This window comes from Bradyrhizobium australiense (genome assembly GCF_013114825.1).
Taxonomy (GTDB): Bacteria; Pseudomonadota; Alphaproteobacteria; order Rhizobiales; family Xanthobacteraceae; genus Bradyrhizobium; species Bradyrhizobium australiense.
Map to the genome: position 1 here is coordinate 332,731 of NZ_JAAVLX010000008.1, position 26,997 is coordinate 359,727.

26 protein-coding genes are annotated in these 26,997 nt (G+C 61.7%); 11 read left to right on the forward strand and 15 right to left on the reverse strand.

Annotation, left to right across the window (positions count from 1 at the left end; genetic code table 11):
* Positions 1-498 precede the first annotated feature (498 nt).
* Entirely contained in the window at positions 499-3,990 is a 3,492-nt protein-coding gene (locus tag HCN58_RS25730; protein ID WP_171582159.1) for an indolepyruvate ferredoxin oxidoreductase family protein, read from the reverse strand.
* Positions 3,991-4,249: 259 nt separating this feature from the next.
* Here HCN58_RS25730 and HCN58_RS25735 point away from each other — a divergent pair, with 259 nt between their 5' ends.
* Positions 4,250-5,515 carry a c-type cytochrome gene (locus tag HCN58_RS25735; RefSeq protein ID WP_171582160.1) on the forward strand — a complete coding sequence of 422 codons (1,266 nt, stop codon included), beginning with the start codon at positions 4,250-4,252 and terminating at the stop codon, positions 5,513-5,515.
* Positions 5,516-5,639: 124 nt separating this feature from the next.
* A complete protein-coding gene (locus HCN58_RS25740; protein ID WP_171582161.1) occupies positions 5,640-6,050 on the forward strand; it encodes a hypothetical protein in 411 nt (136 codons plus the stop codon).
* 68 nt (positions 6,051-6,118) lie between these two features.
* On the opposite strand, the gene HCN58_RS25745 is transcribed toward HCN58_RS25740, so the two are convergent.
* Entirely contained in the window at positions 6,119-6,931 is an 813-nt protein-coding gene (locus tag HCN58_RS25745; protein WP_171582162.1) for an isocitrate lyase/PEP mutase family protein, read from the reverse strand.
* A gap of 66 nt (positions 6,932-6,997) precedes the next feature.
* Positions 6,998-7,306, reverse strand: a complete 309-nt coding sequence (locus tag HCN58_RS25750) for an NIPSNAP family protein (RefSeq protein WP_171582163.1) — start codon at positions 7,304-7,306, stop codon at positions 6,998-7,000.
* Between the two features lie 174 nt (positions 7,307-7,480).
* Here HCN58_RS25750 and HCN58_RS25755 point away from each other — a divergent pair, with 174 nt between their 5' ends.
* From HCN58_RS25755 to HCN58_RS25765, 3 genes are all read left to right on the forward strand, one after another.
* A complete protein-coding gene (locus tag HCN58_RS25755; RefSeq protein ID WP_171582164.1) occupies positions 7,481-8,191 on the forward strand; it encodes a metalloregulator ArsR/SmtB family transcription factor in 711 nt (236 codons plus the stop codon).
* Between the two features lie 253 nt (positions 8,192-8,444).
* Positions 8,445-9,461, forward strand: coding sequence for an alpha/beta fold hydrolase (locus HCN58_RS25760; RefSeq protein ID WP_171582165.1), 1,017 nt, complete (start codon positions 8,445-8,447; stop codon positions 9,459-9,461).
* Between the two features lie 84 nt (positions 9,462-9,545).
* Positions 9,546-9,785 carry a GCG_CRPN prefix-to-repeats domain-containing protein gene (locus HCN58_RS25765; protein ID WP_171582166.1) on the forward strand — a complete coding sequence of 80 codons (240 nt, stop codon included), beginning with the start codon at positions 9,546-9,548 and terminating at the stop codon, positions 9,783-9,785.
* A 75-nt stretch (positions 9,786-9,860) separates the two neighbouring features.
* Here the strand turns inward: HCN58_RS25765 and HCN58_RS25770 are convergent, their stop codons facing one another.
* A complete protein-coding gene (locus HCN58_RS25770) occupies positions 9,861-10,202 on the reverse strand; it encodes a twin-arginine translocation signal domain-containing protein (protein ID WP_171582167.1) in 342 nt (113 codons plus the stop codon).
* A 227-nt stretch (positions 10,203-10,429) separates the two neighbouring features.
* The gene (locus tag HCN58_RS25775; protein ID WP_171582168.1) at positions 10,430-10,747 is read right to left on the reverse strand and encodes a hypothetical protein; all 318 of its coding nucleotides are present in this window, start codon (positions 10,745-10,747) and stop codon (positions 10,430-10,432) included.
* A 195-nt stretch (positions 10,748-10,942) separates the two neighbouring features.
* Here HCN58_RS25775 and HCN58_RS25780 point away from each other — a divergent pair, with 195 nt between their 5' ends.
* Positions 10,943-12,190, forward strand: coding sequence for a glycerophosphodiester phosphodiesterase family protein (locus tag HCN58_RS25780; RefSeq protein WP_171582169.1), 1,248 nt, complete (start codon positions 10,943-10,945; stop codon positions 12,188-12,190).
* A 104-nt stretch (positions 12,191-12,294) separates the two neighbouring features.
* Here HCN58_RS25780 and HCN58_RS25785 read toward each other — a convergent pair whose 3' ends face one another.
* Positions 12,295-13,284 carry a Bug family tripartite tricarboxylate transporter substrate binding protein gene (locus tag HCN58_RS25785; protein WP_171582170.1) on the reverse strand — a complete coding sequence of 330 codons (990 nt, stop codon included), beginning with the start codon at positions 13,282-13,284 and terminating at the stop codon, positions 12,295-12,297.
* Between the two features lie 287 nt (positions 13,285-13,571).
* Here HCN58_RS25785 and HCN58_RS25790 point away from each other — a divergent pair, with 287 nt between their 5' ends.
* A complete protein-coding gene (locus tag HCN58_RS25790; protein ID WP_171582171.1) occupies positions 13,572-14,327 on the forward strand; it encodes a ThuA domain-containing protein in 756 nt (251 codons plus the stop codon).
* Positions 14,328-14,449: 122 nt separating this feature from the next.
* Here HCN58_RS25790 and HCN58_RS25795 read toward each other — a convergent pair whose 3' ends face one another.
* The 9 genes from HCN58_RS25795 to HCN58_RS25835 all read right to left on the reverse strand — a co-directional run bounded on the left by HCN58_RS25795 (position 14,450) and on the right by HCN58_RS25835 (position 25,024).
* A complete protein-coding gene (locus HCN58_RS25795; RefSeq protein WP_171582172.1) occupies positions 14,450-15,037 on the reverse strand; it encodes a GNAT family N-acetyltransferase in 588 nt (195 codons plus the stop codon).
* A 261-nt stretch (positions 15,038-15,298) separates the two neighbouring features.
* The gene (locus tag HCN58_RS25800) at positions 15,299-16,018 is read right to left on the reverse strand and encodes a DUF899 family protein (RefSeq protein ID WP_171582173.1); all 720 of its coding nucleotides are present in this window, start codon (positions 16,016-16,018) and stop codon (positions 15,299-15,301) included.
* A 295-nt stretch (positions 16,019-16,313) separates the two neighbouring features.
* A complete protein-coding gene (locus tag HCN58_RS25805; RefSeq protein ID WP_171582174.1) occupies positions 16,314-17,840 on the reverse strand; it encodes a sensor histidine kinase in 1,527 nt (508 codons plus the stop codon).
* Entirely contained in the window at positions 17,837-18,556 is a 720-nt protein-coding gene (locus tag HCN58_RS25810; protein ID WP_171582175.1) for a response regulator, read from the reverse strand. Before HCN58_RS25810 ends, HCN58_RS25805 begins: the two co-directional genes overlap by 4 nt.
* A gap of 1,043 nt (positions 18,557-19,599) precedes the next feature.
* On the reverse strand, positions 19,600-21,198 hold the full coding sequence (locus HCN58_RS25815) for an FAD-binding oxidoreductase (RefSeq protein WP_171582176.1): 1,599 nt from the start codon (positions 21,196-21,198) through the stop codon (positions 19,600-19,602).
* Between the two features lie 55 nt (positions 21,199-21,253).
* The gene (locus HCN58_RS25820) at positions 21,254-22,003 is read right to left on the reverse strand and encodes a protein-L-isoaspartate(D-aspartate) O-methyltransferase (protein WP_235983871.1); all 750 of its coding nucleotides are present in this window, start codon (positions 22,001-22,003) and stop codon (positions 21,254-21,256) included.
* A gap of 180 nt (positions 22,004-22,183) precedes the next feature.
* On the reverse strand, positions 22,184-22,999 hold the full coding sequence (locus tag HCN58_RS25825; protein WP_171582177.1) for a hypothetical protein: 816 nt from the start codon (positions 22,997-22,999) through the stop codon (positions 22,184-22,186).
* Between the two features lie 222 nt (positions 23,000-23,221).
* Complete coding sequence (gene ftsZ, locus HCN58_RS25830) at positions 23,222-24,469, reverse strand: cell division protein FtsZ (protein ID WP_171582178.1); 1,248 nt, start codon at positions 24,467-24,469, stop codon at positions 23,222-23,224.
* Positions 24,470-24,517: 48 nt separating this feature from the next.
* Positions 24,518-25,024: a CCDC90 family protein gene (locus tag HCN58_RS25835; protein WP_171582179.1), complete on the reverse strand. Its 507-nt coding sequence runs from the start codon at positions 25,022-25,024 to the stop codon at positions 24,518-24,520.
* Positions 25,025-25,269: 245 nt separating this feature from the next.
* Here HCN58_RS25835 and HCN58_RS25840 point away from each other — a divergent pair, with 245 nt between their 5' ends.
* From HCN58_RS25840 to HCN58_RS25855, 4 genes are all read left to right on the forward strand, one after another.
* Positions 25,270-25,479 (forward strand): hypothetical protein, encoded by a 210-nt coding sequence (locus HCN58_RS25840; RefSeq protein ID WP_171582180.1) that lies wholly within the window; start codon positions 25,270-25,272, stop codon positions 25,477-25,479.
* 180 nt (positions 25,480-25,659) lie between these two features.
* Positions 25,660-26,010, forward strand: a complete 351-nt coding sequence (locus HCN58_RS25845; protein ID WP_171582181.1) for a cupin domain-containing protein — start codon at positions 25,660-25,662, stop codon at positions 26,008-26,010.
* A 137-nt stretch (positions 26,011-26,147) separates the two neighbouring features.
* Positions 26,148-26,609, forward strand: coding sequence for a VOC family protein (locus HCN58_RS25850; RefSeq protein ID WP_171582182.1), 462 nt, complete (start codon positions 26,148-26,150; stop codon positions 26,607-26,609).
* Between the two features lie 174 nt (positions 26,610-26,783).
* Positions 26,784-26,997, forward strand: a 214-nt coding sequence (locus HCN58_RS25855; protein ID WP_171582183.1) for a transposase, incomplete at its 3' end; no start/stop codon positions are given.

Below are 26,997 nucleotides of genomic sequence, written 5' to 3' on the forward strand. Positions count from 1 at the left end.
TTAGTCTCGAATGAATGCGAAATGATTGCTGCCAGGCACGGACGTCGCCCCCTTCGCAGGATTTCGGCACGTCGGGTTGGAGCTCACCGGCTGAAAGTGTAGCCCTCTTTCCATGCCCTCGAAAGAGCCCGAGCGGCGGTCGTTGGCGCCATGCCAACCTCGTGCAATCTGTGGGTTTAATCCATGGTGTGCACCGAGACGGGCATTTGATCATCGCGAATTTGATGAGTTCCGACCAGCCAAATGGACCATGAGCAGGCAAAGCGAAGCGCGCAGGTGGGCTAAGCTAAGCGAAGCGTGCGCACCGTTAAGCACTATCCATGTTGATGGATGATGGGCAGGGCGTCTTGCGCCTTTGCCCCACCCTGCGCGGCCAGCATGCTCCGGACGCAGCGCGGCGCGACAGTGCTGCGCTGGCGAGCCGGGGCCGATGTGGTGAGATGGGTTCCGGCTCTGCGGCGCACCGCGATGCGCTGCGCCGCGTCCGGGACACGAGATTTACTCCGCCGCGAGTTGCCTTGGCGCGGGCGGCGGGTTCGCGAGGTCGGCGGTGAGTTGGGCGTGGCGGGCTTTCGCGTCTGCGACCGCCTTTTCCTTGATCGGGCCGAAGCCGCGGATGCGGTCCGGCAAGGACAGGAGCTCGACGGCGGTGTCGTGCGTGATCGGCGATAGCACACTGAGTATGGTGGCGACATCCTTCTCGTAAGCTGCAATCAGCTCGCGCTCGAGCTTGCGGTCGGCGCTGTAGCCGAAAATGTCGAAAGGCGTACCGCGCAGGAATCGCAAGCTCGCCAATGTCCGGAACACCGGCATCATCCAGGCGCCGAACGCGCGCTTCTTCGGGCGGCCGAGCGCATCGAGGCCGCCGCCGAGGATCGGCGGCGCGAGATTGAAGTTGAACTTGAACTCGCCTTCGAACTGGTCGCGGAGCTGCTTTTCGAAGCGGCCATCGGTGAACAGCCGTGCGACTTCGTACTCGTCCTTGTAGGCCAGCAGTTTTGCGTAATTAACCGCGACCGCCCGCGGCAGCGTGTCGCCATAACCGCCATCGATCGCCGCATCGCGCACGCGCTTCACGAGGCTCCGATAGCGCTCGGCGAGCCCGGCATTTTGATAATCGCTCAGGAATGCGCTGCGGTGGGCGATGATCTCGTCGAGCGACATCGTGTCCAGCGTCTTCGCGACCACCGGCTCGTCCTGGCCCTTCATCATGGCGTCGAGCCGCGCCGGATCAGCCGCGGCGAGACGGCCGAGCTGGAAGGCCTGCGTGTTCATCTTGATCGCGACGCCGTTGACCTCGATGGCCTGCTCGATCGCCTTCGCCGACAGCGGCAGTAGGCCCTTCTGGTAAGCATAGCCCAGCATCATGATGTTGGTGGCAATGGAATCGCCGAGCAGCGCTTCGGCCGGCTTGGTAAAATCGTAGAACGAAGAATCCTTGCGCAGCTCGGTCTCCAGCACGTGGTTGACCTTGCGGCTCTGGAAATTGAAGTCGCGGTTGAGGATGAAGTCGGCGGTCGGGATCACGTGGGTATTGATGACGCCGACGGTTCGGCTCGCTTCGCAGAGCGAAATGGTGTCCTTGGCGGCGGCCACCACCTCGTCGGCGGCCATCACCAGATCGGCGGTGCCGGTGACGATGCGCGAACAGGTGACGTCGGCGGTATGTTCCGAAAGACGAACGTGGCTGAGCACCGCGCCGCCCTTCTGCGCCAGGCCGGACATGTCAAGGATCATGCTGGCCTTGCCTTCGATGTGGGCGGCCATGCCGAGCAGCGCACCGATGGTCAAGACGCCGGTACCGCCGACGCCGCCGACGGCGATGTTGTAGGGCCGCTCCAACGAGGGGAATGAAGCCGGCTCCGGCAAATCGCCGATGTCGCCAAGGCTTGCAGGGGCACGGCGGCGCGGCTTGCCGCCGTCGATGGTGACGAAGGACGGGCAAAAGCCCTTGAGGCAGGAATAATCCTTGTTGCAAGTCGACTGGTTGATGATGCGCTTGCGGCCCATCTCGGTTTCCAGCGGCTCGACCGAAATGCAGTTCGACTGCACCGAGCAATCGCCGCAGCCTTCGCACACCGCCGGATTGATGATGACGCGGCGCGCCGGGTCTTCCATCAGGCCGCGCTTGCGGCGACGGCGCTTTTCGGCGGCGCAGGTCTGCACGAACACGATCGCCGAAGTGCCCTTGAGCGTGCGGCAGGTCTTCATGACGTCCTGAAGCTCGTCGCGATGCGCCGTCTTGACGCCGGCCGCGATCTCGGAGGCCGGATAAGCGTCGGGGTTTTCCGAGACGAGATAGATGTTGCGGATACCTTCCGAATGAAGCTGGAAGGTGATCTGCTGCGGCGACAATTCGCCGTCGACATGCTGGCCGCCGGTCATCGCGGTCGCGTCGTTATAGAGGATCTTGTAGGTGATGTTGGCGCCCGAGGCGATCGCCTGGCGGATCGCGAGGCTGCCCGAATGGAAGTAGGTGCCGTCGCCGAGATTGGCGAACACATGCTCTTCCTTGGTGAAGGGTGCGACACCGACCCACGGCACGCCCTCGCCTCCCATGTGGGTGTAGGTCTCGGTGTTGCGGTCCATCCACAGCGCCATGAAGTGACAGCCGATCCCGGCAAAGGCGCGGCTGCCTTCCGGCACCTTGGTCGAAGTGTTGTGCGGGCAGCCCGAGCAGAAATACGGGGTGCGGGTGACGGGCGCCACCGCCTGCATCTGGGTCGCCTGACGGCCGTTGAACCAGTCGGCCTTGGCGCGCAGCATCGCGGCGATTTCGGGATTGAGATTAAGTCGAAGCAATCGTTCGGTCAGCGAACTCGCCAGTGAGGCGACGGAAAGTTCGGCGGCAAAGGTCAGGAAGCGCTTGTCGTGGTCGTCCATCTTGCCGACGATGCGCGGCCGGACGTCATCGCGCCAGTTGAACAGCTCCTGCTTGACCTGGTTCTCGACGATCTCACGGCGCTCCTCGACGATGAAGATTTCTTCGAGGCCGACGGCGAAATTGCGCACGCCTTCGGGCTCCAGCGGCCAGGGCATGCCGATCTTGTAAAGCCTGAGCCCGATCTTGGCGGCGACCTCCTCGGTGATCCCGAGTTCGCGCAGCGCCTGACGGATGTCCTCGTAGCTTTTGCCCGACGCCATGATGCCGTAGCGGGCATTCGGCGAATCCAGGGTGATGCGGTTGATCTTGTTGGCGCGCGCGAAAGCGATGGCGGCAAAGCCCTTGTAATCCTGCAGGCGAAGGTCCTGCGCATAGCGATCGTCGGGCCAGCGCAAATTGAGACCGCCCGGCGGCATCTCGAAATCGGTCGGAATGACGAAAGGCGTCATCTCGTCGGTGAGATCGATCTCGGCCGTGGTCTCCACGGTCTCGGTGATCACCTTCATGCCGACCCAGCAACCGGAGTAGCGCGACATCGCGATGCCGAGCAGGCCCATCTCGATCATTTCATGGATGCTGGAAGGATAGAGATAAGGCATCAGTGCGGAGATGAAGGCGTGGTCGGACTGATGCGGGACGGTGGAGGATTTTGCGCCGTGGTCGTCGCCGGCAAGGCAGAGCACGCCGCCGTTCTTGGCCGAGCCGGCCGTATTGCCGTGGCGGAACACGTCGCCGCAGCGGTCAACGCCGGGGCCTTTGCCGTACCAGATGCCGACCACGCCATCATATTTGGCGCCGGGCGAGAGGTTGAGCTGCTGCGAGCCCCAAATCGCGGTCGCCGCGAGGTCCTCGTTCACGCCGGGCTGAAACTTGATGTTGTATTGTTCGAGATGTTTTCGGGCGGCGAAGAGCTGCTGGTCGTAACCGCCCAAGGGGGAGCCGCGGTAACCGGAGATGAAGCCCGCGGTGTTGAGCCCCGCGGCGCGGTCGCGGCGAATTTGCGCCATCGGCAGGCGCACCAGCGCCTGGATACCGGTCAGGAAGATCTGGCCGGACCCTTGCGTGTACTTCTGATCGAGACTGATCGGACCCTGGTTGATTCCCATTGCAGCCCTCTTTGCCCTTGCGCCGCGATCGCGACGACTGTTTTTAGCTAGTCATCTGAACTCGTTAGAACCAGTCTATGTCGGATTTTTACGTGGGCGCACCACAAATCTCGCTTCCTGAGCCGTGCTTTCAAAGATCGCAATTTCGTGCCGGGAATAACGGCAGCGCATTTCGGTTTGTGTCGTCCGGAAGCCTCGGCGCGAAATGGCGTGAGGTGCTCTTCGATGCGCTTCGCGCTATAACGGCTTGGGAGGCCAGATGGTGCAGGGACCACGCCGGATCACGCGGACGATTCTTGCCGGAGTTCTTGCCGGAGCGCTTTTGTGCACTGCGTTCGCCGTTGGCGAAGACCGCGCCCAATCCAGCGAGCAACTCAAGCCCGAGCCGACGCCTGACGATATCGCGCGCGGCAAGGCGCTGACGAACGCCGGCGACTGTGCAAGCTGCCACACCGCCGATCCCGCAAAACCGTTCGCCGGAGGCAAGCGGATCGACACGCCGTTCGGCGGCATCTATGCGCCCAACCTGACGCCGGATCGTGAGACCGGGCTCGGCGCATGGAGCGATGACGATTTCTACCGCGCGCTCCGCTTCGGCGTGGCGCGCGACGGCTCCCGCTATTACCCGGCCTTCCCCTATGCGAATTTCACGAAACTGACGCGGCAGGACATTCTTGCAATCCGCGCCTATCTGGCGACGCTGACGCCGACACGCAGCAAGACCCCCGCGCCCGAGCTGCGCTGGCCGTTCAACCATCGCTTCGTCATGCGCGGCTGGAACTGGCTGTTCTTCAAGCCCGGCATCCTGATGCCGGACCAGGCGAAGAGCGCGGAATGGAATCGCGGCCGCTATCTGGTCGAAGGCGTCGCCCATTGCGGCGCCTGCCACACGCCGAAGAACTTTTTCGGCGCGGACAAGCGCGGCCAGGCCTATGGCGGCGGGCGGGTCGCGGGCATGTTCGCGCCGCGACTCGATGCCGCTGAGCGCAGCGGCCTGAAATCCTGGAGCCTGGAAGACATCGCCGAATATCTGCAGAGCGGCCGCAATGCCAAGAGCAATGCCGGCGAGCTGATGTCGGAGGTCGTGATCAATTCGACCTCGAAGATGAGCGATGCGGATGTCAGGGCGATCGCGATCTACCTGAAGGATTTGCCGGCGGGCGCACCGGAGCCGAAGGTCACCCCGCCCTCACCTTCGCAAATGGCCGCGGGCGAAAAGCTCTACAACGGCGCCTGTCTCGCCTGCCACGAAAAGGACGGATCGGGCGCGCCGCGGATCTATCCACCGCTGCCCGGCAACGCCAATCTGCAATCCGCCGATGCAATGAGCACGCTGCGTGTCATTCTCGACGGCGCCGAGACCGTGACGACGCCGCGCGTGCCCAACAAGGGATCGATGCCGGCCTATGCCGCCAAGATGACCGATCAGGAGATTGCCGACGTGACTAACTACATCCGCAATGCCTGGGGCAATGCGGCACCGCTGGTGACGGCGGCGGAAGTCGCAAAGGCGCGGCGCAAGTGATCGTGTCCGGACACATCAGGAACTTAGGGACTTGGCGGTTCCAACATTACGGGGTTGCCACGTTGGCGCGGAACATCCGGTCGCGCCAACCATTAGCTTGGAATGCTAACGGAGGAACCGATTCATGGCATACCAACCCGATCCTAACGATCCTTACCGCGCTGGCCTGAGCGATGAAGAAGTCCGCCGTCAGGCCCGCTTCAACAGTCTCGATAACGAGTTGCAGCCCGATCCCGCGCTGACCGAAGGTCCGCCGAGTGGCGCCAAGGTCGCGATGTTCGCCGTTGCCATCGCGGTCGTACTCGGCGCCCTGTTCTATGGCCTCAACAACACCACCGTGCAGCAGGCCGGTACCTCGCCGACCAACCAGACCGCGCAGACGCAGCCGGCCAACCCCGCGGCGCCTCCCGGCATGCGTGATGTAACGCCGCGCGCGAATACCGAGCCGGGAACGACCACGGGCGCCGCGACCAATCGCCCGACGCCGCCGTCGCCGAACCCGACCGGCACCGAGGTCGATCGCGCCAAGCAGTAAGTTAGACACACACGCCAACAAAGCAGCGGGCTCAATGCCCGCTGTTTTTTTGCGCCTCGCCGGCGCGGCTAACTGAACATCTTGTTGATGTCGCCGCCGGGATAGCCGTTGGCAAATTCGGTGAACGTCCCCTGCTCCGCCATCTCCTTTGATGCCTTCATGAAGCCGCTCCAGGCCATCCGCGCCAGCGACGCGCCGACGCTGATGCGGCGGACGCCGAGGTCGGAGGCCGCTTTCAGCGACGGGCCGGCCGCGCCGACCAGGAGATTGACGGGTTTTGGATGCACCGCTTTCACGACAGCCGAAATTTCTTCCGCCGTCGCGATGCCCGGCGCATAGAGGCAATCGGCGCCAGCTTCGGCATAGGCAGTGAGCCGGTCGATCACTAGCTTCAAATCCTTCTGCCCGCGCAGGAATGCTTCGCAGCGGCCGGTGAGCAGGACGCCGCTATTGTCGGCATCGATGGCCTGGCGCGCCGCGCGGATCCGGTCGATGGCCAACGCACGATCGAACAGCGGCTTTGCGTTGTCTCCGGTAAAATCCTCGATCGACAGGCCGGCGACGCCGGTCTTCACGGCGCGCGCGACATTGGCGCCGACCTTGTCCGGCTCGTGTGCAAAGCCGTCCTCGAAGTCGGCATTGACGGGAATGTCGACCGCCGCAGAGATCGCGGCGAGATGGGCGCAGACGTCGTCGACGGTGACGCGGTTGTCGGCTTTGCCAAGAGTCCAGGCAAAGCCCGCGCTGGTCGAAGCCAGCGCCTTGAAGCCGAAATGCTGCAACGCCTTCGCGCTGCCGACGTCAAAGGGATTGGGAATGATGAAGCATCCGCTCTCGTGCAATTTCCTGAACGCGGCGCCTTTGTCAGCAGATGTCAGCATGGGTGCTCCCCTAATGTTTGTTGGCGCCGCCTACATAGGAACGCAACGTCTGCTCCGCCAGACGCCTCACGCCGCGACCTTGCGTAGGAAGGTGCGCTCCTCGGCGAGGATGAACTTGTTCTCCTCGGCGAACTCAAAATTGGCCTTACCTTCGCTGTCCGCCCGCAGCCGCGCGCGGTAGCTTTCATAAGATGCGAGGCTGTCGAACGAGATCAGCGCAAAGGCGATGTTGTTGGTGCCCTCGTGCGGCATCCAGTAGCCGATCAGGTCACCGCCGCATTTCGGGATGATGGTGAGCCAGTTTTTTGAATATTGCTCGAACAACGCGCGCTTGAACGGGTCGAGCTGATAGCGGATGAAGACGGTGATAGTCATTTCATATCTCCGGTGTTTGTAGCCGTCATTGCGAGGAGCGACAGCGACGAAGCAATCCATTCCTCCGCTTGTGGCGAGATGGAATGCTTCGCTTCACTCGCAATGACGGAGCCCGTTGCTTCGATCGGAGAATACCCGCTTGCGCGTCATCGATGCTTCGTCTATCATCGAACTATGAAAGCAGGTCCCGATATCGCCCTGGTCGCCTCCCTGGTCGGCGATCCCGCCCGCGCCAACATGCTGACCGCGCTGATGGACGGCCGCGCGCTGACCGCGAGCGAATTGGCGCACCAGGCCGGCATCACGCCGCAAACCGCGAGTTCGCATCTTTCCAAACTCGAGGCCGGCGGGCTGATCGAGCCCGAGAAGCAGGGCCGGCATCGCTATTACCGCCTCACCGGCCCCGATGTCGCCGGCGTGCTCGAAGGACTGGCCGGACTTGCGGAACGCGCCGGGCATACGCGCGTGCGCACCGGGCCGAAGGAGCCGGCGCTGCGCCGGGCGCGGATCTGCTACGATCATCTCGCCGGTGATCTCGGCGTGCAGATGCTCGATAGCATGCGCAAACAGCGGCTGGTCCGCCAGACCAAGCAATCCATCGAACTTACCGGCGAGGGCAAGCGCTTCATGGCCGAGGCGCTGCAGATCGACGCTGATAGGCTCGCCCACCCGCGCCGTCCGATATGCAAGGCTTGTCTCGACTGGAGCGAACGGCGGCATCATCTCGCCGGCACGCTGGGAGCTGCGGTGATGAACCGCTTCACCGAATTGAACTGGGCGGCGCGCGATCCCGCGCTCGGCAGCCGCGTGGTGAATTTCACCCGCACCGGCGAAAAGCGATTTGCGGCGCTGTTTGGAAGCGAGCAACCAAACCAGGGCTCTTGAACTTTCAACGGGGCCGATAGCCGCCTCATCGTGCTCAACGAGGAAGGCATCAACGGCAACCACTATTACCTAATCGATGACCGCCGCCAGCTCAAACTGGTTCACACGACGGACAACGCAGGCAATTGCAAGACCGCGCTGAAGGCCGAATGGCTCCTGATCTCCGAAAAATCTCCGCAAAATGTGAACCGCGCGGCCTTTACCGCATCTGACATCGGCATCAATACAACTCCATCTTCAGATGGAGTTTGCGATGCGACCAATTCTTGCCGGCGTGCTCACCGCCGCCCTTTGCACTCAGCCTTTGCTGCCGGCCGGGGCCGCGGAAACCGCGCAACGCGAACCCTACGGCATCGGTCTCGAAGGTTTTGGCTACCCTTATCCCGTCCACATGCTGCCGCTGGTCAACGACGGCGAGCAGATGCGGATGGCCTACATGGACGTCGCTCCCGCGCAGCCGAACGGGCGCACCGTGGTGCTGCTGCACGGCCGCAATTTTCCATCGAGCTACTGGGCGCCGGTCACCAAGACCTTGAGCGATGCCGGTTATCGCGTGGTCGTGCCTGACCAGATCGGCTTCGGAAAATCGTCAAAGCCGCAAGGCGACCTGCATTTCGATACGCTGGCGCGCAACACGATCGCGCTGCTCGATCACTTACAAATCGCAAAGGCCGACATCGTGGCGCATTCGCTCGGCGGCATGCTGGGCGTGCGGATCGCACGCGCCTACCCTGACCGGATCGCGCATCTGGTGCTGACAGCTCCGATCGGGCTGGAGGACTATCGGCTCTACGTGCCGCCGACGCCGACCGAAAAGATTTTGGAGAACGAAGATAAGCTTACAGCGGAAGCCTATCGCAAGCAGCTCGAGACGAACTACGCCCTAAAACTGCCGCCCGAACAGGTCACGCCCTTCATCGATGCACGTTTCAATATCAAGGGCAGCGCCGAATATCAGCGCTGGCTGCGCGCGTTCGTCAGTTCGGCACAGATGATCTATCGCGAGCCTGTCGTGCACGAGATCCCGCTGATCACGCAGCCGACGCTGTTCGTGATGGGCGCCGACGATTACAACGCGCCGGGAAAAGCGAATGCGCCGGAGGCGCTGCGCCCGAAGATGGGGCAGAACGCCGAGCTGGCCAAGACGCTCGCCGCCAGGATGGCACACGGCCGGGCCGAGGTGATTGCGAACACCGGGCACCTGGTGTTTCTGGAGGCGCCGGCGAAATACAACGAGCTGGTGCTCGGATTTCTGGCCGTAGCCCCATGACAAATCACGACATTCATGTTCCGTTCAGGTGTTCGTGACTAAGTTCCGAACCGTGCCGCCTCGCGGCCAAGAACGGGAGAAAACATGAAGTACCTTTTCGCAGCAGTTTTGGCCCTGGGCACCGTTGCCAGCTTCAGCGCGGCGGAAGCCGCGGGGGGATGCGGCCCCGGCTGGCATCGCGGCCCCTATGGCGGCTGCCAACCCAATCGCCGCGTTGTGGTAGTGCCGCCGCGTGTGGTGGCGCCGCCGGTCGTTGTGGTACGCCCCGGTCGCGGCTGCCCCTACGGCACCGTGTGGCGTTACGGCCGTTGCCGCGCTTACTGACTTTCGAAAGCACGACAAAAGCCCCGCTCGCGCGGGGCTTTTTTATTGCCTGTCCGAGCAACTCCTGGCGACGGCTTATCTGTAATAACGCCGGCGCCAGTAGCGGCGGCGCCAATGACGGCGGCGATGCCAGCCCCAATATCTGCGGCGCCAGCGACGGCGACGCCAACCCCAATGACGACGGCGCCAGCCCCAGTGCCGGCGGCGCCAGCCGCGGCCCCAGCGCACTTCCTCGGGCGTGAGACGATCAACCTCATCGCCTGACGTGACGGCGGGTTGCGCATCCCTGTTGGCGGGAAGTTTGGCATCGTCAGCGAGCGGTGCCGGCATCAGCGGCGCGGCCTGCGCGCTCGCTGCGAGCGCGACACCGCCCGCGGCAAATCCAAAGGCGAGTTTCAGAAAGTGGCGGCGTTCCATCACATCTCCTCCTCCGTTCGCTGTGTGCAGAAAGATGAGTTTCGATCCATGTAGATGAACGCGCGCTGAATTACGCATTCAGCTTCACCGCAATCGAAGCCGACGCACGTCTATTTTCGTGCGCTGTTGCGCGCAGCGGAACTTTTGTTGCTACCGCGGCTTTGCTGTATCCACCGCGCATGTCACGATCTGTCTCGCTTGACGAGCCAGGCGGATACGTCGTCGCCTCACGCCACAAGCTCTTCCACCAGCACCAGCACCTCGCGCGTTCGCGTCACGTCGGGCCAATCGCGGTTGAAATCGGCGACAAGCCGCTTCAACTCCGGCCCCGCCATCGCGCGATCGAGCGCCGCCTGGTCCGGAAATTGATACATCGCGTGGTGCAGCGACGGGTCCGTGGTGCTCCAGTAGCGCCACGCCTTCACGGCGCCGAACGATTTCATGGCATCCGGCAGATGCTCGCGCGAATACCAGGCATCGAATGCCTGGCGCTTGGCGGGATCGGACACGGTGGCGCGGACGACGAAGAAAAAGGCTGCGGGCATTTGATTCTCCCTATTTTTTGTTCTTGTAGGATGGGCAAAGGCGCGCAGCGCCGTGCCCACCATTTCTTTCAGCGTTGTTGGGATGACGGTGGGCACGCTGCGCTTTGCCCATCCTACACATCCCTTGCAACATCCAACCGTCATATGCTCCGTGATATCAAGTCCGCGCGCAACGCATTATCCGAGGTGCCACCCATGCCCGTCCACCATCGCTCCGCTCTCCTCTCGGCGCTCTGGCTCGTCACCGCGATCCTCCCCGCAGCGGCCGAGGACATCCTGCTGCCGCGCGAGCCGCAGATCGGGCCGCGGCCGTTCTATCTCGTCGACAAGATGAAGGACGGGCCGCTGAAGACGCAGCTTGCGCAGTGCACGGGGCCGTTTCGCAAGACCGACTTCTCCATCGGCCACCGCGGCGCCGCGCTGGAATTTCCCGAGCATACGAAGGAGTCCTATATCGCCGCCGCCCGGATGGGCGCCGGCATCATCGAATGCGACGTCACCTTTACAAGAGACCGCCAGCTCGTGTGCCGCCACTCGCAATGCGACCTGCACACCACCACCAACATCCTGACCGTGCCGGAGCTTGCCGCAAAATGCTCGCAACCCTTCGGCCCGGCTGATCCCGCGGCCGGCAAGAAAGCCTCCGCAAAGTGCTGCACGAGCGACATCACGCTCGCCGAATTCCGGATGCTGAGCGCCAAGATGGACGGCTTCAATCCGGATGCCAAAACACCGGCGGAATACCAGAACGGCACGCCACGCTGGCGCACCGATCTCTACGCCAATTCCGGCACGCTGATGACCCATGACGAGAGCATCGCACTGATCAAGAGTCTCGGCGCCAAGTTCACGCCTGAGCTCAAAGCGCCGGAGGTGCCGATGCCGTTCGACGGCGACTACACCCAGGAAAAATATGCGTCGCAGATGCTGGACGCCTACAAAAAGGCCGGCGTTCCGCCATCAGACGTGTTCGCGCAAAGTTTTGATGTCGCCGACATCCTCTACTGGGTGAAGACCGAACCGGAATTCGCTAAACAGGCGGTCTATCTCGAAGAGCGCTATGAAAAGCAGGGCCTCGATCCAAACAAGCCCGAGACATGGAAACCGTCGATGGCGGAATTGAAGGCGCAAGGCGTCGCGATCCTGGGCCCGCCGATCTGGACCATGCTGACGCTGAACGACAAAAAGGAAATCGTGCCGTCCGAATACGCCAAGGCGGCCAAGGCCGCCGGCCTCGACCTGATCGGCTGGTCGCTGGAACGCGACGGCCCCCTCAACAAGGGCGGCGGCTTCTACCACAAGTCGATCAAGTCGGTGATTGACCGTGACGGCGATACGCTGACGGTGCTCGACGTGCTGGCAAAACAGGTCGGCATCCGCGGCATGTTCTCGGACTGGCCGGCGACGACGACGTTCTATGCGAGCTGCACGGGGATGAAGTGAGTTCGTAGGTGGACAAAGGCGCCTTGGCGCCGTGCCCACCATCAGCACTCCCCGGGTAATGGTGGGCACGCTTCGCTTTGCCGCCTACGAGTACCCGTTAAACGCTACGCCGGCTCCAAGCCGAGGGCCTGCGCGCTCTCGATCCAGGTTGGTAATTCGCGCTGATACAAGGCATTGCTTTCCTTGAAGCCGAGCGCCGGCTCCAGCACGAACGTGGCGAGAACTTCCTTCACTTTCGGATCGCTGTTGGCCGCGACACAGAGTTCGGCCAGCCGGTCGACGATCGGCTGCGGCGTCGGCTTCGGCAATGCCCAGCCGGTGAAGCCGCTCACGGTGAAGAATTTCGACGTCGCGCCTTGTTCGGGCAGCGTCTTGACGTTCGGGATCGCGGCGACTTTCTTCGAATGAACCGCGAACACAATGCCTTTGTCGCCTTGCAGGACGGCTTGCGCGGCGGTGTAGCTGCCCATCGCGGCATCGAGCGTGCCGTCCAGAAGACCCGTCCACATCGGCGCTTCGCCCCGGTAGTGGATCGGTTCGATTTTTAGGCCATACTGCTTGTTGAGCTCATTAATGGTCATGTGCGGGGCCGAGCCCGCGCTATAGGTCCCGAAGTTCACCTGGCCCTTCTTGCGCGCAAACGCGACGAAATCGTCCAGCGTTTTGACGCCGGACGCCGGGCTCGCGACCAGCAGCAGCCCGGCGCCCGGAATGATGCTGACGAGCGTCAGGTCCTTGTCCATGTCGTAGCCGGGGTTCTTCATCATGACCCGGTTCATCACATAGGTGGTCGAAATCGAGCACAGGATCGTGTGGCCGTCCGGCTCCGCGCGCGCGACGTCAGCCGCGCCGATCGAGCCGGAGGCGCCCGCCTTGTTTTCGATGACGACGGTCTTTCCCACCTGCCTGGAGATGAAATCGCCGAAGGCGCGCGCGAGCAGGTCCGTCTGCCCGCCCGCCGGGTAACTGCAGACCATGCGAATATTCCGCGACGGCCACGCGGTTTGCGCCGAGGCACCACGCGAGAGGAAAGGCGTCGCGGCGCCGGCCGCACCGGCGGCAATGAAGTGACGGCGATTGAATTTCACTGGCATGTTCGCTCCCTGATTTTCAGCGAGCGTACCGCATCGTCCGGCCTCTGCCATGGGCGAAAGGCGGGACAGATTGGCGCACTCGAATTCGGGCTTTCGCGGACGGACCAACCGAAGGATGACCATCGCGATTGCCATTTTCCGAGCCGCGAAAAATGTGGACGGCGGCCGCCTTCCGTGGGCGTTGCATAGGACGGCAGAAAAATGGCGATGCCACGGGACCAGCGCCAGGCCGATCCGTGCTAAGCTTCTTTCAACACATTGGCTGATTGGGTTTAGCGGAGGGAATTGTGAGGCGACGTGATTTCATTGCGCTCCTCGGCGGCGCGGCGGCGATCGTACCACTGGGCGGGCATGCGGAAGGCCCGCGAGAGCGCGTCCTCTATTTCACACATTCGGCCGGCTACCGGCACGATGTCATACCGCTTTCCAAGGCAATCCTGACCCAGCTTGCAAGCAATTCGGGTGTGTTTGAAGTCACAGCAACGGAAGACCCGTCCGAATTCTCCACCGATAACCTCGGGCGCTACGCCGCGGTGATGTTCTACACGTCAGGAGAACTTCCGATGAGCGACGCGCAAAAGAATACTCTTCTCAACTTTGTGCGCTCTGGCCGCGGGTTCCTCGGTGTTCATTCGGCGACCGACACATTCTATACTTGGCCGGACTATCTCGACCTCGTCGGCGGCTACTTTAATGGTCATCCGTGGCATCAGACCGTGACAATCGGGGTGGTTGATCCCAGCAATCCTCTGGTGGCTTTTCTCGGGAATTCGTTGCAGCTCGAGGACGAGATCTACCAGATCAGCGACTTCGACTATCGTCGATCACGCGTGCTGCTGCGCCTCGACCCAAGCTCGGTGGACCTTGGCAAGACTGGCGTACATCAACGATTCTATGGTTGGCCGCTCGCATGGACGCGATTCCACGGCGAGGGACGCGTATTCTATACGGCACTAGGCCACGAGCCATCAGTTTGGCAGGACGCCCGCTTCCAGCGACTCCTCACCAACGCTATCCTCTGGTCTATGCGAAGGTCGCCCTAGTTCTACTGCGTCATAGCTGCTCAAACCCTCATCCGCACGTGTTGGGCAAAGGCCCCGTCGGAGCGCACATCGTACCCGCACGTGTCGCGTTCACTTGAGTGGGTTTGGGTCAAGTCGAGCGTTCAGGATGCGGGCCGCGACATCGGCGTCATCACTGGAGAAGAGCCACTTTGGATTCTGCCGGTGATCTTGAAACCATGACGTTCATAGAGCGAGATGTTACGGGGGTTCGAGCTTTCGAGGTAGGCCGCGACGCCCTCCTCGTCGCATCGTCGAAGCGCGTGTTTCATCAGCAATGAGCCAAGCCCTTGCCCGATCCAGTTCGGATCGGCGGCGACAAGGGGTAGATACCAATGCGGCTCACGGGGATGATGTTCGGCCATGCCTTTCATGACGGCCCCAATATCGTCGGCAATGTCCGGTCGCAGGGACTCCTCCATGATTGCGTCCATTTCTGCTTCGTCTGGCTCGACACCCGGTGGCAGCCATAGGGCGGCGGCGCGAGCACCTTCAGTGATGTAGGCTGTGCCATGCTCGAAAGCCCGACCGCCGAAAGCATTGACGAACCGAGGCATCACTCTGAGATATTCGGATGAGTCAGGCCAAACCCAGCGCGCCATCGGGTCGGCCGCAAAGCCGAGCACAATGGTGCCGATCGCGCTTGCCCGGATGTTCGCGTCCGCGGATATGACTACCGGCGCCGCCGACATCGTGTCGCTCCCTCGATCATCCAGCGTTACTGTAAACGGGCCGATGTTCTCTTTCCAGCCGTATGAACTTGCGTGTAACTTCCGTGGGCGAGCCTTCCTGCGCATGCAGGGAAACTGGCAAGAGCGCTGCAGCGGCCGTCGCCAAGGAGGCCCGCACGAAGTTTCGGCATGTCGTCCGTATCCAATGCTCCATCATCGTGAATGCTCTGAGCCGAGGGGAACGCTCCCGCCGACTTTCGCGGCACGAAGAACCGCGCCGGGTCAATCGTAGTTTACCTTGGGAAAGAAGTCTCCACGCCCTTCGGGCGTCATATCGAGGAGACCCCATAAGGGGTCAACCTGATCCCCGGCGCGATGGTGCTGATTGGGTTCGGTTGGTGCGAAGCTCATCTCTGAACCCCAGAAATGATGGATTGCTCCGCCACGCCTCTTGAACACGTTGAAGATCGTTTCGTCCCAGTTCTCGCCGTCCGGAACGCGATGCTGTGCACGCAAGCCCTTGGGAAACTTCGACGTGTCACCAAAATAATCCGCGTCGTAGGTATTGCCCGCCGTCGACACAAGCGACAGATGGTCCCAGCCGCGCTCGTGAGCCCACGCGGTGAGACGTGCGATTGAGGATTTCGCAACGATGTAAAGTGCAGCTCGCTGGCCGATGTGTCTTGCCGCGCCGTCGAGCCCATCGAGCAGGTGCGTGCAGCCTGGACATGGCAGCTCCCGCTCGGGCCCATACATGAAGCTGTACAGAATGAGCGTGTCATGCGGACCGAACAGCTCGGACATCTTGACCTTCTCAGGCGCTGCATTCCTGCCTATGCGCTCGAATACATAGTCCTCCGGTACTTCGCCGCCGAGCGGCAAAGCGCGGCGCTTGGCTGCTACAGCTTCAATCTGAGCACGAAGTGCGATCTCGTCGTTTAGAAGCGCGTTTCTGGCAGCACGATACTCGGCGGTTTCATTCGGGTAGCGGAGATGCTCCATGGCTTCACTCCGAATTGAAGGTCTGTGGCCCCAGGAACAAACTCATCCGTGAGTAGCGAGTTCCCTATTGCACCCGCTTTCCGCAATACACCACCGCGCGGTACAAATTGTGACCTTCGAAGTCAATCATCTTTGCGTCACCTCTCATCAATAATGCCGCGGTTGGCGCAGAGCGGACCTACTACGGCTGAGGTGGACGCCCGCTTTTGAGTGCAAAGCGGACGCCAGCGATCATAACAACTGACGCGCGCTCTCATCTCGCCGGCCTGTCGCGCACCGGCGGTCCGCTGGGCGATCAATATGATTTCGACGCGCGCTGCAAGATCGGGGCAACCGACGAAGGTTTTTCCGATTCGAGAGCGTTAGTAACGTCCTTCGCTGCTGCGACCGGGGGACTGATGGGAGGAGGCGGCCCGCCGTCCAGCGCTGGCAGGCTAATGGTCGCCTGCAGCCCCTTCTGCTTGTTGGTCAAGACGATATCGCCGCCGTGGTGGCGGACAATGGTCCGGGCAATGGAAAGGCCGAGACCCACGCCTCCTGTTTCGCGGTTCCGCGAATTCTCAATCCGGAAAAACGGCGTAAAAACCTGCTCTTTGGCACCGTCTGGAATACCGGGCCCGTCGTCCGACACGGTGATGTCGACGCTATCCGTTTGCCTTTCCACCCTGACGCGCGCTCGCTCGCCATACCGGATCGCATTTTCGACGAGATTGCGGCACGCGCGGCGCAGTGCGTCTGGCCGGCAGCTGTAGCTGATCTTCTGCCCTTCAGAAAAGGAGATGTCACAACCGAGTTCAGCGAGATCATCGCAGAGACTTTCCACGAGAGCCGAGAGGTCCACGGTCCGCGTGTTTTCTGCGGTTGCATCTTCACGAGCGAATGCGAGAGTCGCCTCTGTCATCGTCTGGATCTCGGTAATTGTGGAGAGCATTTTCTCGCGAATGTCTTCGTCGGGCACGAATTCTGCGCGCAAGCGGAGCGAGGTCAGAGGTGTGCGCAGATCATGGCCGATGGCGGCCAGCATTCTGGTGCGGTCGTCGACGAAACGGTGCAGGCGCGCTTGCATGCGATTGAATGCCTCGGCGGTGCGTCGGATATCGTCGGGGCCGGTTTCCGGCAGCGGTACGATCTCCTGACCACGACCGAGGGCCTCGGCCGCTACGGCGATCCGGCGCAATGGTTGCGCGATGCCGCGTGCGGCGAATACGGCAATGATCGACAACGACAACGCGGAGAGGCCGAGTGCCAAGGTGGATTTGGAGGTCCAGAAGCCGTCTTGCGCGGGCTTGGCGAATGCAGTGTTCAGCCATGCTCCGTTAGCCAACTGAACGGCCAATCCCATGCCGGTGGCATCATCGAGATAAAGAAATTTCGCTGGTCGGGACAGCGGCCAAGCTTCCGGCTTTAGGTCGATCCATTGTGAGGAGGTGACGCCGCTACTGCTGGCAGTGTTTCGGCCGAAATCCAGTCTCACCACGCTGTGGCCGGGAAAGGACACGCGCGGCAATGGCTGCGCCAAGCGCTCCCATGCCTCCTCTCGCCACGCAGAGGCATCCTTCAGACCGTTGGTCGATATCCAATATCTCGCTGAACTGGTGTTGCTGGCATTAAGGATATCGGTCTGCAGCGACGGAGGCGTCGCCTCCAAGACCCGGGCGAGCGAGGCGCACCGGCTGAATATCTCGCCTTTGGCGGCCTTCCGAATCGCCTGCCCGTGCTCATCCCAGGAAATGAAGAACACGATTGCTTGCGACAGCATGAGGGACAGCAGCGTGAAACAGATGAAGCGGGCCGCAAGGCTGCGCGTCCACAAGCCCATCATGGCTGCTCGACCGCTGCGACGAGGCTGTATCCTCCGCCCCAGTGAGTCTTGATCAAGGCTGGTACTTTCGGGTCGGCCTCGATCTTCTTCCGCAAGCGACTGACCTGATTGTCGATGCTTCGGTCGAACGGGTCGGCATCTCGGCCGACCGTCAGATCAAGGAGCTGATTGCGGCTGAGTACCAGGCCGGGATGGTCGAGAAATGCACACAACAGGCGGAACTCCGCCGTGCTGAGCGGCACAGCAACGCCGTCGTCTCCCATCAACTCGCGCCGGTTGACGTCAAAGGTCCATCGATCAAAACGTACAACCTTGGTCGCAAGCCGGCCCTTTTGCGGCGGCAGGCTTTGGACTCGTCGAAGCACCGCTTTGATACGGGCGAGAAGTTCGCGGGGATTGAATGGCTTGCTCACGTAGTCATCGGCACCTACTTCCAGACCGACGATTCGATCGGTCTCCTCAGCCATCGCAGTCAACAGGATAACGGGAAGATCCGTGGTGCTGCGCAGATGGCGGCAGAGGGACAGTCCGTCCTCGCCCGGCATCATGATGTCAAGAACCACCAGGTCCAGAGCACTTCGTTCGAGCAAGCGGCGGAGTGCAACAGCGCTCTCCGCAAGACTGATGCGGTAGCCATGCTGCATCAAGTATTTGCCGACCAGATCGCGAATATCGCGATGATCATCCACTACGGCGATGTGAGGTGCCGAGTCCATCTAGTTTGCTCCGTCCCGGATCATACTGAAGTCCTGCACCCAACCCATCGAAAAAGTGTAACAGAATGTATCGGCCGCCTATGATCGACCGAAATCAAATGCTTGTGGCTGGCTTCACTGACAGCGTGACGGCATCAGATCGGGATCGCAGGATGCTGGCCGACCCGAGCAGGAACCGTCCTCATGTGCATGATTTCCCCGATCTGGCTGAAACAATTTAGGCATAAGCTGTCGCAGAACCTTGTCCCGGTGAGCCATCTTCGTCGCAAATTGTCGCAGATGCCTGTTCAGACTTGATGCAACTTAAGAAGCCGCATTGAGAGCAAGGTCGTTCAAGAGCGGATGACAGGAGTGGCCATCACCGAGGCCGCAACTGTCGCGGACTATGACAATGCAGCATTCCTGAGACAGATCGCGACAATTCCCGGCAGCGGTCGGCAAAGTTCTGCGACATCCGGACTTCATCGTGCGTACGCTCAACGAAGCAGGAGCGTTACATGTACGATGCGATGCACGCCGTTTCCCATGGGGCCATTCCGGAAATCTCGAAAGGCTCATCGGCCGAGGGCGATGAAGGCTACGCTACACCGAGGGGACTATTTCTTCGTCCAGCCGCAGTGCGGATAGGTTGGCTGCTCGTTTTCGTGTTGCGGAATACCTCGGCCTCGACCACCCCCCTTGATTTGATGTTCTGTGGAGATCGTATGGCTGTTTCGCGCCTCGTGACGGAGGACGACCGTTTGACGTCCGAGCAGAATCCTAAGTTCGTGTGCAGAGTGCCCGACTTTACTTCTTGCGGGCCATGTCTTCGTATCAGTCACGAAAGCTCATGCTCTGGGCCGATCAGCCTGACTACCGTCGCATGCAAACAAGATGACGTCTTGCCCGAGCCGGTTTGAAGTCGCGATGCGCCGCATCGTCGCTTCGCCGGTACGGCGCCGCTGCTGGGCAGGTCTCTGAACGCGTCGGCCCAAACAATGGGCTCGCGCACCGCAGCAAATGGCAATTGTTCGACACAGCCCTGCTGGCGCGGCCGATCAGCCTTACGGATCGATGAGCACTCCAGGGTTGAGCATGCCTTGCGGATCGAGCTCTCTTTTTGCGGCCCGAAGCGCTGTCGCGAAAAGCTCCGGGCGCTGACGATCGTACCAAGGCCGGTGATCACGGCCAACGGCGTGATGATGCGTGATCGTCCCGCCCGCCTCAATCAGCGCATCGCTGGCCGCGTTCTTGATCGCCTGCCACTGTTCCAGAAGGGCACCGTGGCGGCCGAGTGCATGGAAGGAAAAATATGGTGCGGGCCCGTCAGGATAGACATGGGTGAAGCGGCATGTGACCTCGCCCTTTACGCCAGTCGTCTCGAGGATCGCGCGCTCCGTCGCCGCCTTCACTTTGTCGTGGAAAGTTTCGAACCGATCCCAGGTGATGGCGGTCTCGAAGGTGTCGTTGATGAGACCGGCCGGGGTCAGAAACTCGCGCGCATAGGGCATACGAATGAATGCGTTGCGCCAGATTCCTGCCGCGCCTTCGAGATGTGCATCGCCGGCCTTTTCCGCCTCCGGTATTCCACCATGGTCGGCGCAGCATTCGAGCGCGCGTGCCATCCAAGCGTCCAACGAATGGTCGCCCGATTCAAAGCCGAGCACCATAATCGCGATGCTGCCATCGGCTGCCCCGGTGTTGAATGCCTCTTGCGCATCAAGGATGCGGCAGTTCGATGGATAGAGGCCGGCCTGTGCGATCATGCGCAGAGCGCGGGCCGCACCGAAGAACGAGTGGAAACGAACCGATGCGCCAGCACGGAATTTCGGGCGTGGCTGCAATCGCATCCAGGCGCGCGAAATCACCCCGAGCGTTCCTTCGGAGCCTATGAACATGCGGTCGGGGCTCGGTCCAGCACCCGATCCCGGCAAGCGACGTGTTTCCATTATACCGCGCGGCGTCACGACCCGCAGGTTTTCAACGAAATCGTCGATGTGCGTATAGAGACTGGCGAAATGACCGCCGGATCGCGTGGCGATCCAGCCGCCAAGGGTTGAATACTCGAAACTCTGCGGAAAATGACGCAACGTGACGCCATACGACTTAAGCTGGTTCTCCAGAGATGGACCAAAGGCACCACCTTCGATCAGTGCGGCGCGCGATATCTGATCCACCTCGACGACCTTGCCGAGATTGCGCAAGTCGAGTGTGACGGCCGCTTTATAGCTGATACCGTCAACGCGCGGCTCGACACCGCCGCAGACGCTTGAACCGCCCCCGAACGGCGTAAGCGACGCGCTGACACCGCCGGCCCAGTCCATCACGGCGGAAATCTCCGCTTCGTTCCGTGGATAGGCGACCACGTCGGGTGCGTTGCCGTATTCGCCGAGCATGGCTCGCACGTAGTCTGGATAGGATTTGCCGTAAGCGTGCGCGACGCGATCGTATCGTTCGCTCGTGCAAAAAGCGGCCAGCGAGGCCGGTGGCACCACGCGCGGCGCGCGCAATGTCAGGTCATCGAGACGCGGGACGACCTTTGTCTCAAATGTATCGCGCGCAAATTTTGCCCGATAACGGTCGAGCACAAAGGCCTGCTCCTCGGCAGTCATGCCTTCGTCTTCGCGGCCCCAGCCGTAATGTTTTAACCTTGCAGCGCTCATGACCTCCTCCCTGCTTTTCTATCTTTGATTTTTCGAGGTAGCCGCCATACGGCTTTTAATCTTTTGAACGGGTAAAAGGCACAAAGCGAACGAGGGCGACGGCGCGCGTCGTCGTCTGGTCGGGAGCGATTTTCTCGACAACCGTCAGATGCTGGGTAGTGTAAGCGGCCCCCACCGGCATGACGAGCCGGCCCCCCACTTTAAGCTGCTCGATCAGCGGTGGCGGTACCTGCCCGAGCGCGGCGGTTACGACGATGGCGTCAAACGGACCGCATTCGGGCCAGCCTGCATAGCCGTCGCCCAGCCTGACGCTCACGTTGTCATACGCGAGCTCTTTGAGTGTTTTCGCGGCGGCCTCGGCCAATGACGGGATGATCTCGACCGTGCAGACCTTCCGCGCCAGATGCGCAAGGATGGCCGCCTGATAGCCCGAACCCGTACCGACCTCGAGCACAACATGATCGGGCGCGACCGCGGCCAACTCTGTCATCAAGGCCACGATGAACGGCTGCGATATGGTCTGGCCTTGGCCGATCGAAACCGGGCTGTCCGCGTATGCGATGGAGCAAGACCGCTCAGGGATGAACAGATGGCGTTTCGTTCGCCCCATGGCCTCAAGCACGCTCTCCGAGAGGCCCTGCTGTCCCAAAACACTGGCGTCAGACCGGGCGTAGGTCCGGATGTTTTCCACCATGGCGGCGCGTTCGCGGACGCATTCGGTGTCCTGCGCCGTCGCTTCCCGTGCGACGGCAACCATGGAGAGCACGAGCAGCAGCAAGTTCTTCATGATCGTGCGGTCAGCCATACAAGAAACGAAGGCGCCGTCCGCTAGTTTGGATCGAAGTGAACGATGCTATCGCGCCTTCGTGGAACAAGTTGTCCAGATGACCTGGGCGGAGCGCACATGCCCTGCCCGACTTCCAACTGCTGGATTGTCCGCTCTGCCGGCCAAAAGGACAATACCCTTCGGCCACCGCCGGCGAAATTACTGTTGTCCGGACTGCAACGGCATCGGCGCCCGCGCTTGCGCTCTGGCTTGGGTCGGCGGAAGCGTCGACGCGGGCTTACGCGACGGCATGGCGGCGAGCGGCGGTGGCGGATTAGTTGATGTCGTCGCTGATGTTCCGGGCCGCGGCTTCTGCGCGGCGGCGGTGGCGATCAAGCGCGCCATTTGCTCCTGGTTCGTCTTGAGCTGTTCGGCGGTCCTGGCATTTTCGCGAACCAATCCTTCCTGCCCGGCCTTGAGCTGCTCGATCTCCTGCTGCATGTTTGCAAGATCATGGGACATCGTTTGGAGCAACTGTGTCACCTCGGGAGGGATCGGGGCGGCTGCCGCCTCTTGCGGTGCGGTCTGAGACGGAGGTGGTAATTGCGAACCTGCTGAATCCGCCGCAGCCACCTGAACGGTAGGCTCGCTCTGCTGGGCGAGCTTCGGTGTTTCCGACGGCAACGAAGCCGCAGCCAGTTGCGGTGCCCACCGGGAGATCATCAGCCTGGCCGTCTCGCTATGGGACTGCCAAGCGAAAGCAGCGGTACAGATGCCTGCTGTCAACAGCAAGCCGATCATGCCGCGCAGCGCCGGCCTGCCATGCGATGGCCGACGAAACCTGTTCACGGACTTCTTCTCCAGCTTGGAAATCTGTTCATTGAAACGCGCGAGCTCTTCATCCGCGCGGGCGATCTTTTCATAAGCTTGAGCGAGCCGTTCATCGGCGCGCGCGACAAGTTCGATGTCTTGCGTGGACAGTCCCGGATTAACATCGCGTGGATCGGTTGACCTGGTATTCACCGCGGTATCCATGAGCGCCTCCTGCCCGGTTTGCGATCACCTGAATGGACGGTCGTCGTATTCTAGACACTCCCTACCGCCGTTTTGACCAAAGCAAGGCTGGAGGATGGAAAGTATAGGACCGATTTTAGGCATTAGATCTTCCGGCATCGCCGGGGTGCCCCGACGACGGGCTTTGTTGAAGTCGCGTCGCGGCGATCTACTACCTTGAAGCGAGTTGGCTCTTGCGACGGGTCAGTTGCCCTTGCCGCCCAGAAAGGCCGGGATATCCAGAACTTTTTCCTCGGCCGGATTGCGCGCGGGAGAAGCGCGGCCGTACGGATCGAGGCGCTGCGGAGCCGCATGCCGCGCCTGCTCGGCGATCGGCGGCCGTCCTTCGAGGTGGCGCGGCGGCGGGATGAGCGACGGGGGATTGGCGAATTGCGGCGGCGGTATGCTACGCTCGGCGACGCGGCGCCTGTCGTTGCTCAGCCGGCCGGCGAGGTCCGTAAGCAGGCCTTCCGCGGCGTGCGTCTGGTCCGACGCGGCGAGATTGTCAATGCCGGTCGCCACCACCGAAACGCGGACAATGCCTTCAAGGCTGGCATCGAAGGTCGCGCCGACGATGATGTTGGCGTCCTGATCGGCCTCGTCGCGAATGCGGGTGGCGGCTTCGTCGACCTCGAACAGCGTCAGATCGCGGCCGCCGGTAATGGAAACGATGAGGCCGCTGGCGCGCTTGATCGAGGGATTTTCGATCAACGGGTTGGAGATCGCGGCTACCGCAGCGTTGAGCACGCGCTTCTCACCGGAAGCCTCGCCCCTACCCATCATCGCCTTGCCCTTTTCACGCATCACCGAGAGCACGTCGGCAAAATCGAGATTGATCAGACCTTCCTTGACGATGAGGTCGCTGATGCAGGCCACGCCCGAATAAAGCACCTGGTCGGCGATGGCGAACGCATCGGCAAAGGAGGTCTTCTCGTTGGCTACCCGGAACAGGTTCTGGTTCGGGATGATCAGAAGCGTGTCCACCGCCTTCAAGAGTTCCGCAATGCCCGCTTCGGCATAACGCATGCGGCGCTGGCCCTCGAACTGGAACGGCTTGGTGACGACGCCGATGGTCAGAATGCCAAGCTCACGCGCGATCTTGGCGACGACGGGCGCCGCCCCCGTGCCGGTGCCGCCGCCCATGCCGGCGGTGATGAACACCATATGCGCGCCGGTCAGATGATCGCGGATCTCGTCGGTCGTCTCTTCCGCCGCGGCGCGCCCCACGTCGGGCTGGGCGCCGGCGCCAAGGCCTCCGGTCACCTGCGTGCCCATCTGGATGACGCGCCTGGCCTTCGAACTGGTGAGCGCCTGGGCGTCGGTATTGGCAACGATGAACTCGACGCCCTCAAGCCCCGCGTCGATCATGTTGTTGACGGCATTGCCGCCGGCACCGCCCACCCCGAACACGATAATGCGCGCCCTCAACTCGCGAATATCGGTGCCACCCATTTTTGCCCCACGGTTGCTCCGCCAAACCGCGGAATAGGAAGAGATTTGTTACCCACGAGCAGCCTTGCGGTCTGCTTCCACCAAGCTCGCAGCCAGATGCCCCACCCGGCGCGCAGAATGTCCGTGATTCTCGTTCGAACTGCTAGTTCGGAGAGCGGTCCGGAGAGCTGCCACCTCCCCCTCAAGCCGCGCCTTCGCCTCGCTGGCGGCTGTGGTCTCGGCCGTCGCCTGTAGCAGCTCAGCCATCAGGCGATCGACGCGCTCGCGTTCGTGCTCGAAATCTGCGCGATAACCGGCTGCCCTGGCCTCAAGCTGCGCGACTTCCGACTGCAGCGTCACAACGAGTGCCCTCAACTGAGCGGCCTCGCCCGCCCGGTGACCGGCCGGTGGCTGTGGCGTATGCCTGACTTCGGCGAGATCAACGCTCACCAGGGCCTTCCCATCATCGGAAAGCGAGCGCGGCAACTGGAGCCGCCTGGCAAGCGAGCGGGCGGCCGCTGCCGAGATATTCAGGCGGGCGCCCAGGGCTGCATAGGTCAGAATCTCAACGGACATCGGCTGTTCTCCTCGAACGAACCGCGCTGGAATCGGCTGATGGTGACCGGATAGTGACCCAAGGCTAAGCGCGCATGGTTAACAGGTGGTTAACGGGCGGTAAGCCGTCGACTTGAACGTGCCGCGCCGGCCCCCTCTGCCACGGCCGGATTTGTGGAACTCACTGGCACCGGGACGGTGCAAGCTGGTGTGGGATCAACAGGTTGCGGTATAATCTGGCCATCGCGGCTGAGGCGCGATTAGCTATGGACGACGAACAGCTCGCTGACCTGCACAGATTCCTGGCCGAGTACCATCGCCGGCTCGCCAAGGAGGCAGTGCTCGATGTCGTGCAACAATATCATTCCGATCTTGCGCAGCGGCTCGCCGACGAAGCCGCGCTGATACCCAGGCGAACCGCCATCGCGCAGCGGCTGCGCGAGGGCGAGCAGCGCATAAGGGACGACGAGGAGTGAACGCGTCGGCCGTAGCCGGAAGCCGCAATCCACCGTAGTGACTGCCGACCAGAGATGGCGGCTTACGCTGACGACGCTAACCCGCCCTGCGGACCTCGCCTGACCGTTTCGTCAATAGCAGGGTAAGGCTATCATCGCGCGCCATCGCCACGCGATGGGGATGATCCGAGGGAGGCCGTCATGAACCAGCCGCAGCCCGTCAAGGATGCCAGTCACCTTTACGAAGTCGAGCGTCGCGCCGAGCACGCCGCGCGCCCCGGCTTTCGCATCATGGAGTTGCAGCTCTCTGCAACCCAGAAGGTGCCGTGGCACACCCACACCAATGTCTCCGATACTTTTTACGTTCTGGAAGGCTGCATGAGGCTGTTCCTGCAGGACCCGAAAGAGGAGGTGAATTTGAAGCCCGGCGAAGTCTATGTCGTCCGGCCCACGCGACCGCATCTGGTGACCAACGCTGGCACGAAGTCGCTCACCTTCCTGGTTCTGCAAGGGGTCGGCGAATACGATTTTGTTCCTCTCTTGCCGGGTTAGAACCACCAGTTGAAACGCCGAGCGCGCACTACGGCCGCCATACTTTATTCAAAGACCGGATCGACAATCCCGGGCAAACAAGAAGCGGGCTGGGCCGTCCTGCATGGATCAAGTCCATCAAACCAGAGGAGACAGCCATGGCAACACAAGTAAAGCCGGTTCCCGAGGGATATCACACCGTCACGCCTTATCTCGTCGTCGATGGGGCGGAGAAGATCATTCGCTTCATGAAAGAGGCCTTCGGAGCGCAACCGGTATTCGAGCCGATGATGCGGCCCGACGGCAAGGTCATGCATGCGGAGTTCAAAATCGGAAATTCCATCGTGATGATTTCCGACGCCTCTGAGCGTGCACAAGCAACATCCACCATGCTGTCTCTCTACGTGCCCGACGTCGATGCAGTTTATCAGAAGGCGCTTAAGGCCGGCGCGACATCGGTGATGGAGCCCGCGGATCAATTTTATGGCGATCGCAGCGGCAGTGTGAAGGACCCGGCCGGCAACCAGTGGCACATCGGCACCCATATCGAGGACGTACCACCGGCTGAACTCAAGAAGCGCGCGACGGAGTTTATGAAGCAGCAGAACAAGGCGACGTAAGCGAACTTGTGAACTTCGCAGGGCGGATTAGCGTTTGCGTAATCCGCCAATCGGACAGTCACGTCGGCGGCGGGTTACGGCTTCGCCTAATCGTACTGAGTCAGACGGTCGCAGTCATTGAGGCTGAGAATCAAGTAATTGTGGAGATTCAATATTTGGCGCGCGGAGGGCCAGATGAATCTCGATCAGGGTGGAGATAGCGAAGCGCGGTTTGCGGAGTATGTAGCCGGACTTGGAAGCGTGATCGGTCACGTGGAGCGGACGAGACCGCTGCGCGACTATTGCATGGGTCTGATGCTGCCCGGGGAACGCAAAAGCGTTGAGCCGATGGCGGCGCGGACGGCTCCAGCGCGCACGGCGGCACAACACCAGTCGCTGCTGCACTTTG